This is a genomic window from Kitasatospora sp. NPDC056531 (assembly GCF_042794375.1).
Taxonomy (GTDB): domain Bacteria; phylum Actinomycetota; class Actinomycetes; order Streptomycetales; family Streptomycetaceae; genus Kitasatospora.
The window spans coordinates 406,354-414,086 of sequence record NZ_JBHTTU010000001.1; the positions used below are offsets into that span (position 1 = coordinate 406,354).

Here is a 7,733-nt window from a genome sequence, read left to right on the forward strand (position 1 = left end):
TCGTTCAGCAGGCGAGGCTCGTCACGACCCGGCGCTCGTCCGGAGTGGTGTGCACGCCCCCTTGCGGGCCGGCGCGCAACCACCCCTCGTCCAACCAGCGGACCCCGGCTCTCAGCGGGGCGGCGCCGCGCACGGCGGCGGCGGCCGCGTGGGTGGTGGTGCAGGGCACGTCGAACACGGTCCAGCCGGCCGGGTGGCGGGCGAACCGGCCCCCGAGGTAGTCCTTGGCCGGCGACCGGCTCAGGCCGGTGCCGATGCCCTTGAGGTAGGCCTCCTTGCGGGCCCAGATCCGCCCGAAGGCCTCCGCCCGCTCGGACTCTGCGTCGTGGTCCGCCAGTTCGGCCTGCTCCTGGGGGTGCAGGGCCCCGGTGCACACGTCGATCGTCTCCGCTCTGGGCAGCCGCTCCACGTCGACGCCGAGCGGTGTGGTGGCGACCCCGATCAGGGCGACCGCGCTGCTGTGCGACAGCGAGAAGTGCAGGGGCAGCGGGGACATGTCCAGGGCGGGGCGGCCGTGGCTTCCACCGCAGCCGGGGCACGACTCGCGGGTGAAGCGCACGTCCTGGGGCGCGGTGTGCAGATAGCGGCCGAGCAGCCTGCGCAGCGCGACGTGGACCGTCGCGTAGAGCAGCCCGTCGGCGGGACGGATGAAGGAGTCGGCTTGGCGGTGCTCGGCGGCGTCGAGTACGGACCGGTCGAGCAGGTGCGCGGTCTCGGGGCTCGGGCTGCGCATCAGCCAGAGGTCGAGCTCGCCGTCGCCGAGGGTGAACCCCTCGTCGGCCCGGTGCGGCGGCCGCTCGTCCGCGAGGGTGCGAATCGTGACCCGGGCATCGGTCATGCCGTGACCGTCGTGCGGTGAGGGCGGGCCGCCGCTGTGTGCGGGCCCAGCTGTCCGGCCAGGCACTCCACCAGTTCGGCCGCGCTGTTGGCGAGCAGCAGCATCTGCAGGTTGAGCTCCACCTGGAGGGCGTGCTCCATCCGGCGCTGGAGTTCGAGCCCGGCGATGGAGCCGACGCCCAGGCTGCGCATCGGCCGGCCGGTGGTGTCCACCCGGTGCGGGGCGATGCCGAGGACGCGGCCGAGCTCCCGGCGTACGTAGGCGTCGAGGACGCGGGTGCGCTCGGCGTGGTCGACGGCGGCGAGTCGGGCTCGGTCCGGCGCCGGCACCGTCGCCGCCTCGGTGACGGCCCTGCACGTACGGGCGGAGCGCGCCGCGCGGTTCACAGTCATGTCCCTCTCCGATGGATGCCCTGCTCCTCCGGGGGGAGCGCGGCGCACCGCGCTCCCCCCGGAGCCGGGAGTCAGGCCTGGTACGGGGTCTTGGCGCGGCCCTCGCGCAGCACCGTGCCCCACCACTTGAGCTGGTCGAGGAGCACCTTGGCGGCGCCGGCCGGGCCGGCCTCGTCCTTGGGCTTGCCGTCCTCGCCGAAGTTCGCCCAGGGGGTGTGGAAGCTGACGGCGTCGCGGACGGTCACCGCGTGCAGCTCGGCGAAGATCGGGCGCAGCTGCTCGACGGCGCGCAGACCGCCGGCCAGACCGCCGTAGGAGACGAAGCCGACCGGCTTGGCGCGCCACTGGGTGTAGTGCCAGTCGATGACGTGCTTGAGCGAGGCCGGGAAGCTGTGGTTGTACTCCGGCGTCACCACGACGTACGCGTCGGCCGCCTCCAGGCGGGGCGAGATCTTGGCGAGGATCTCGGCGGCGTCATCGGAGGGGCTGAACGAGTGCGCGTACGGCAGCTCGTGATCGATCAGGTCGATGACGTCGACGTCCAGGTCGTCGCGCTCCTTCGCCTGGGCCGCGAACCACTCCCCGATGACCGGTCCGAACCGGCCCTCACGGACACTGCTGATGATGACGGCGAGCCGCAGGGGATCGTTCGACATGTTCTTCACCTTTCTTTTCTTCTTCAGGGAGTTACCGGGCGGCGGTGTGCGCCGCCCGCCCGGGCACGAGGCCACGGAGTGCGACGACCAGGCCGAGCAGTCCCACGGCCGTGATCAGGTACAGGACCGGCCGCTGCCCCGAGGGGTACAGCGCGCCGCACAGGGCGGTCATGACGGCCGCCCCCAGCTGCACGAAGGTCTGGTAGAGGCCGCCGGCCGCCGCCTGGTCGGCGGAGGCCACACAACTGGTGGCCTGTACGTGGAAGGCGGTGAAGGCCAGCACGAACGCGGCTCCGAGAAGCAGCATCGTGGGCAACACCTGTCTTGTGTAGGACAGTTCGGATCCGCCGAGCGGGTAGAGCGCGTAGCCGAGCGGCGCCGCGGCGGCGCCCGCCGCGATCAGGCGGGGCGGGCCGAAGCGGGCGACGAGCCGGCCGGAGTACAGCGCGGTCAGGGCGAGCGGTGCGGCGGCCGGCAGGAACGCCAGGCCGGTGAGCCAGGGGCTGTACCCCGCGCGCTGCTGCAGCTGGAGGGTGGCGACCAGGAGCAGGCCCAGATACGACCCGTTGAGCGCACCGGCGCCGAGCGCGGAGCGCAGCAGCGGCCCGTGGCGCAGCAGGTCGAGCCGCAACAGCGGCTCGGGGGAGGTGAGTTCGATCCGTACGAAGACGGCCGCGAGCAGCGCCGCGAGCACGAACGCGCCGACGGTGAGCGGGGCGCCCCAGCCGCGCTGCGCCCCCGTGGTGAGGGCGGCCAGCAGCAGCAGCGTCGCGCCGGTGAGGGTGGCCGCGCCTGCCGCGTCGTAGCGGCGCGGGGCCCGGTCGTCGGGCACGTCGCGCGGGATCAGCCGGAGCGCGGCGGCGAACAGCGCCAGTGCGACCGGCGCCGGGAACGCGAAGGTCCAGCGCCAGCTGAGCTCGGTGAGCGCCCCGGACAGCAGCAGCCCGGCCGAGAACCCGCAGGCACCGAAGAGCGAGTACACCGACAACGCCCGCCTGCGGGCCGGTCCTTCGGCGAAGGTGGCCGCGATGATGGCGAGTCCGGTCGGCGCGGTCAGCGCCGCGCAGAAGCCCTTGACGAAGCGGGTGGCCACCAGCAGTGCCGCGTTGTCCGACAGCGCCCCCGCGAGCGAGGCGGCGGCGAACACCAGCAGCGCGGCGAGGTAGACCGGGCGTCGGCCTCGGATCGCGACGAGGCGGCCGCCGAACAGCAGCAGCCCGCCGAAGCCGCACGCGAATCCGGAGACCAGCCACTGCAGTTCGACCGTCGCAAGGCCCAGGTCGTCGCCGACGGAAGGCAGCGCGACCAGCGCGACGGACACCTCCAGGGCGTCGATGAGCATGTTGCCGGCGAGCACGAACAGCAGACCCCACAGGGCGATGGTCCAGCGTGCGTCGGCCCGGTCGGGGCGCGTGGGTGTCGAAAGCGTCATGATCCCGTTCCGCAGGGGTGATGGGGTGCCACAGCGTGGGGCCTTGGGGCGGGCCGGCCGCGGACGGGGGAGGTACCGCGGCCGGCCCCGGGGGCGGTACGGGCGCTGCCGTACCGGTCCAAGGGCCCGGCCTCAGCCGAGCAGGGTGCCGCCGGTGGCGTCGACGAACGAGCCGGTGATCCAGCGGGCATCGTCGGTGGCGAGGAAGGCCACGACGTCGGCGACGTCCTCGGGCTCGCCGACTCGGTTGAAGGTGGACAGCTGCGCCATCGCCTCCACCGCCTCGGGGATGTCGAAGACGGGGTTGCTGTTGCGGGTGATGCCCGGTGCCACCGAGTTGATGGTGATGTTGCGCGGGCCGAGGTACTTCGCGAAGTGCAGCGCCAGCTGGTCGACGGCGCCCTTGGTCATCGCGTACGCGACCTCGTCCGGGTTCGCGAACCGGGTGAGCCCGGAGGTGATGTTGATGATGCGGCCGCCGTCAGGCATGTTCTTCAGCGCCCGCTGGATGAGGAAGAACGGGGCCTTGGCGTTGACCGCGAAGAGCTCGTCGAACTTCTCCGGGGTGGTCTCCTCGGGCTTGACCCCGCCCATCACACCGGCGTTGTTGACGAGGATGTCCAGGTCGGTGGCGCCGGTGCGCTCGCGCAGCCCGCTCTCCAGGGCGAGGAAGAGCTCGTGCACGTCGCCCGGGACGCCGAGCTTCGCGCGCACGGTGAAGGCGCGTCCGCCGTCCTTCTCAATGGTCTCGACGACCTCTTCCGCCGCCTCCTTGTTCGCGGTGTAGTGGATGGCGACGAGTGCGCCCTCCCGCGCCAGGCGGATCGCCGTCGCGCGGCCCATACCGCGGCTGGAGCCCGTGACGAGTGCCGTCTTGCCCGTGAGCCTGCCCATGTCTGTACTCCACTTCGTGGCCGGCGCGGTGGCCGGCGTCGTCGTCCTGGTCGTGGCCGCAGGCTCCCCGAACCAACGGGTCAGCGCTTGCGGCAGGTCGGCGTCCTGGGTGTCGGCGGTGTCGGCCCAGACGACGTAGCCGTCGGGGCGCACCAGGAGGGCACCGCTGCCCGGCGCGGCGGCGCCGGGCAGCGAGGTCGCGTGCACCGTGCGCACCAACGGTGCCCACGGTGCGGCGGCGTCGGCCAGCTCCGTGCGGCGCGCTTCGTCGCCGGGCAGGAGCAGCAGCACGCCCTGCCCGCCGCGCAGCGTCTCGGCAGTGGTGAACTCGCCCTCGTCGGTGGTCAGTTGCCAGTGCGGCAGGCGCCGTCCGAGCAGCGGATGGTCGCCCGGCCCCACGTCGTAACGGATGTCGAGGCCGGAGATCATTCCGGCCAGGTAGGTCCGTACGTTCTCGCTCTCGTCGATCAGCTCGGCGAACACCTCGCGGGTGGCGTCGACTTCGCCGGCGCCGAGCAGCAGCAGGGCCTGCGCCCTGATGTTGCTCAGGACCCCCTGGCCGACCGCGCGCCGCTCCGTGTCGTAGCTGTCCAGGAGCCCCTCGGGGCCTCGCCCGGCCACCTGCGCGGCCAGCTTCCAGCCGAGGTTGGCGGCGTCCTGCAGGCCCAGGTTGAGGGCCTGCCCGCCGATCGGCATCTGCTGGTGCGCCGCGTCACCGGCGAGGAAGAGCCGGTAGTCGCGGTAGCTCTTCGCCTGCCGGGAGGCGTCACCGAAGGAGTTCACCCACAGCGGGGTGCCGCCGCTGATGTCCTCCCCGGTGACGCGCTTCCAAGCGTCGGCGACATCCGTGAACTCCGGCTCCGCTCCGCGCGGTGCGGCACCGAACTCGTGCACCATCACCCGGGTCACTCCGTCGGGACGCCGGGCGGCGATGGCCAGTCCCCCCTCAAGCCTCTGGAAGCGGCGGTTGGGGATGTCGATGCCCGCCACATCGGCGCGCAGCAGTTCGCGGCTCGCGTCCGCGCCGGGGAAGTCGAAGCCTCCCAGGCGGCGCACGACGCTGTCCTCGCCGTCACAGCCGACGACGCACTTGGCCCGGAAGAACTCCGTCGTTCCTTCGGTCGTACGTACTTCGGCCTCGGCGTAGTCCTCGGTCACGGTCAGCCCGGTCACCTCGTGACCGCGCCTGATGTCCGCGCCGAGGTCCTTCGCCCACTGGCCGAGGAGTTCCTCGATGCGGGTCTGCGGGACCTTCCACTGGCCCGGGTAAGGGCCGGGAAGCGTGAGATCGAGCGGGATACCCCCGAAGTGGCCCAGCACGTCGCCGGGTGTCTCACCGAGCGGCGCGAGCAGGCCACGGCTGTCGAGGAGCTCCATGGTGCGGGCGTGCAGGGTGGACGCCCGTGACTCGGTGGTCGGCGCGGTGAGCCGTTCGAGGACCACCACGTCCGCGCCCGCGAGCCGGAGCTCACCGGCGAGGAACAGCCCGACCGGGCCCGCGCCGACCACGACCACCTGGGTCTCGGTGTGATCCCCGGCCATGGTCAGGCCGCCTTGTTCTTCGCGAGGTTCTCGGCGTGGTCCTTGGCGTAGCCGAGCGTGGCGCGGCTGTTGGTGCTCAGCGCGGTGTGGACGTAGTTCCTCGCGTCCTCGACCGTCGCATCCTCGCCGAGGATCTTCGCGATGTTGGCGGTGTTGAGGGTGACGGTGTGCTGCGAGGAGGCGGCGACCCCGTCGGCGTTCTCGGAGAACGTCCAGTAGCCGGTGTGCAGCGTCATCAGCGCCGGCAGCGTCACCTGCTTGTACGCGATCTTCTGGTGCGGGAAGGCCACCCGGTACGACTTGGTGGTGTGCACCGAGCCGTCCTTGGCACGGGTGTCCATCTCCAGCTCCTGCAGGCCCGGGGAGGGCTCCTCGAAGCGGACGGTGGCCACGTGCGCGAGGCGCTCGGGCCACAGCTGGGCCTCGTTGACGAAGTCGAAGACGTCCTTGGCCGAGCCGTTGATCTGGACGGTGTCCTCGAAGGAGAACGTCAGGTCCTCGGCGGCGTGCGCGGCCTCGACGTTGGTCTTCAGGGCGGCGAGCTCCGAGCGCGAGTTGCGGTCGACGGCCTCGTCGATCCACTTCAGGGACGCGGGGTCGTCGTCGATGGCCCGGTAGTCGTGCAGCAGCCGCACGCGCGAGAGGCTCTCGGAGACCGGCTCGATGATCCAGGTGCCACCCATGGAGGCGACCGGCGGCGCGGAGACCTCCTGGCGGAAGGTGATCCGCAGTTGCTCGGGGTCGAGGGTGCGGCGCGACGTCCAGTTCTTGGCCTCGCCGTTGGCGGTGGCCCAGATCCGGATGCGCTCCTCGGTCTCGGACTTCTCCACGTGGTCGACGTAGATCGTCGGCGGGAAGATCCGCGGCCAGTTCTGCACCTCGGCTATCAGCCGGTACACGGCGGCGGCCGGGGCCGAGATCGTGATCTCGTGCTCCACCTCGCGCAGGCCGGGCTGCGACATGCTGGTGACTCCTTTTGTCTGAGGGCGAGTTGGTGAGGGCCTGACGGATCAGAAGTTGCCGAGGCCGCCGCAGACGTTGAGGGCCTGCGAGGTGATGGAGGCGGCCGTGTCCGAGGCCAGGTAGCCGACGAGGCCCGCGACCTCCTCGGGCGTCGAGTAGCGGCCCAGCGGGATCTTGGACTGGAACTTCTCGAGGATGGCGTCCTCGGAGGCGTTGTAGGCGGCGGCGTAGCCCTGGCGCACGCGCTGGGCCATCGGCGTCTCGACGTAGCCGGGGCACACGGCGTTGACGGTGATGCCGGTCGGGGCCAGCTCGTTGCCGAGGGCCTTGGTGAAGCCGACCACGCCGTGCTTGGAGGCCGAGTACGGGGCGCCGAGGACGACGCCCTGCTTGCCCGCGGTGGAGGCGATGTTGATGATGCGGCCGCGGTCCTTGCCGCGCAGACCGCCGGTGGTGAGCACCTCGCGGGTCAGCCGGAAGACCGAGTTGAGGTTGGTGTCGATGACGTCGTGCCACAGCTCGTCGTCGATGTCCGCGGTCACACCGCCGCCCGAGCGGCCGGCGTTGTTGACCAGCACGTCCACGGTGCCGAAGCGGTCGACAGCGGCCTGGACGAAGGCACGGGCGTCGTCCGAGGAGCGCACGTCCAGGGTGGTGCCGTCGACCTCCAGGCCCTCGTCCTGGAGCTGCTTGACGGTCTCGGCGACGTTGTCGGCGTTACGGGCACCGATGAACACCTTGTGGTTCTGGGTGGCCAGAAGGCGGGCGACGGCGAGGCCGATCCCGCTGGTGGCGCCGGTGACGAGGGCGACCCGCTTGTCCTGTTGCGACATGGCTTGCTACTCCAAACGAAGAAGAGAAGGGCAGAGCTCGTTGGGTGAGCTGCCGCCCCGCCGGGGCGCGGCGGGCCCCCGCGGGCCAGGAGGGGGGGAGGAGGCGACGAAAAGACCCGGGAGGGGGCCCTTTTCTCGGGCGCAAAAGGCACCAGGGGTCCGGTTGTCGGGTAAAGGGTCGTT

The 7,733-nt window shown here is 71.7% G+C and carries 7 protein-coding genes; all 7 read right to left on the reverse strand.

The window, feature by feature from the left end:
• Nucleotides 1–4: 4 nt before the first annotated feature.
• Nucleotides 5–838: a 4'-phosphopantetheinyl transferase family protein gene (locus tag ACFQ87_RS02035; RefSeq protein ID WP_380608599.1), complete on the reverse strand. Its 834-nt coding sequence runs from the start codon at nucleotides 836–838 to the stop codon at nucleotides 5–7.
• Entirely contained in the window at nucleotides 835–1,230 is a 396-nt protein-coding gene (locus ACFQ87_RS02040; RefSeq protein WP_380608600.1) for an acyl carrier protein, read from the reverse strand. The genes ACFQ87_RS02035 and ACFQ87_RS02040 overlap by 4 nt, the downstream gene beginning before the upstream one ends.
• Before the next feature lie 71 nt (nucleotides 1,231–1,301).
• Nucleotides 1,302–1,886, reverse strand: a complete 585-nt coding sequence (locus ACFQ87_RS02045; RefSeq protein WP_380608601.1) for an NADPH-dependent FMN reductase — start codon at nucleotides 1,884–1,886, stop codon at nucleotides 1,302–1,304.
• A 31-nt stretch (nucleotides 1,887–1,917) separates the two neighbouring features.
• The gene (locus tag ACFQ87_RS02050; protein ID WP_380608602.1) at nucleotides 1,918–3,318 is read right to left on the reverse strand and encodes an MFS transporter; all 1,401 of its coding nucleotides are present in this window, start codon (nucleotides 3,316–3,318) and stop codon (nucleotides 1,918–1,920) included.
• Nucleotides 3,319–3,450: 132 nt separating this feature from the next.
• Nucleotides 3,451–5,754, reverse strand: a complete 2,304-nt coding sequence (locus tag ACFQ87_RS02055; protein WP_380608603.1) for an SDR family oxidoreductase — start codon at nucleotides 5,752–5,754, stop codon at nucleotides 3,451–3,453.
• Nucleotides 5,755–5,756: 2 nt separating this feature from the next.
• Entirely contained in the window at nucleotides 5,757–6,716 is a 960-nt protein-coding gene (locus ACFQ87_RS02060; protein ID WP_380608604.1) for an aromatase/cyclase, read from the reverse strand.
• A gap of 48 nt (nucleotides 6,717–6,764) precedes the next feature.
• Nucleotides 6,765–7,550 (reverse strand): 3-oxoacyl-ACP reductase FabG, encoded by a 786-nt coding sequence (gene fabG / locus ACFQ87_RS02065; RefSeq protein ID WP_380608605.1) that lies wholly within the window; start codon nucleotides 7,548–7,550, stop codon nucleotides 6,765–6,767.
• Between the last annotated feature and the right edge of the window lie 183 nt (nucleotides 7,551–7,733).

What these genes read in the sequence shown, in the direction of transcription:
- ACFQ87_RS02050 (WP_380608602.1), bottom strand. Translation starts at nt 3,318, where the DNA reads ATGACGCTTTCGACACCCACGCGCCCCGACCGGGCCGACGCACGCTGG.
- ACFQ87_RS02055 (WP_380608603.1), bottom strand. Translation starts at nt 5,754, where the DNA reads ATGGCCGGGGATCACACCGAGACCCAGGTGGTCGTGGTCGGCGCGGGC.
- ACFQ87_RS02040 (WP_380608600.1), bottom strand. Translation starts at nt 1,230, where the DNA reads ATGACTGTGAACCGCGCGGCGCGCTCCGCCCGTACGTGCAGGGCCGTC.
- fabG (WP_380608605.1), bottom strand. Translation starts at nt 7,550, where the DNA reads ATGTCGCAACAGGACAAGCGGGTCGCCCTCGTCACCGGCGCCACCAGC.
- ACFQ87_RS02045 (WP_380608601.1), bottom strand. Translation starts at nt 1,886, where the DNA reads ATGTCGAACGATCCCCTGCGGCTCGCCGTCATCATCAGCAGTGTCCGT.
- ACFQ87_RS02060 (WP_380608604.1), bottom strand. Translation starts at nt 6,716, where the DNA reads ATGTCGCAGCCCGGCCTGCGCGAGGTGGAGCACGAGATCACGATCTCG.
- ACFQ87_RS02035 (WP_380608599.1), bottom strand. Translation starts at nt 838, where the DNA reads ATGACCGATGCCCGGGTCACGATTCGCACCCTCGCGGACGAGCGGCCG.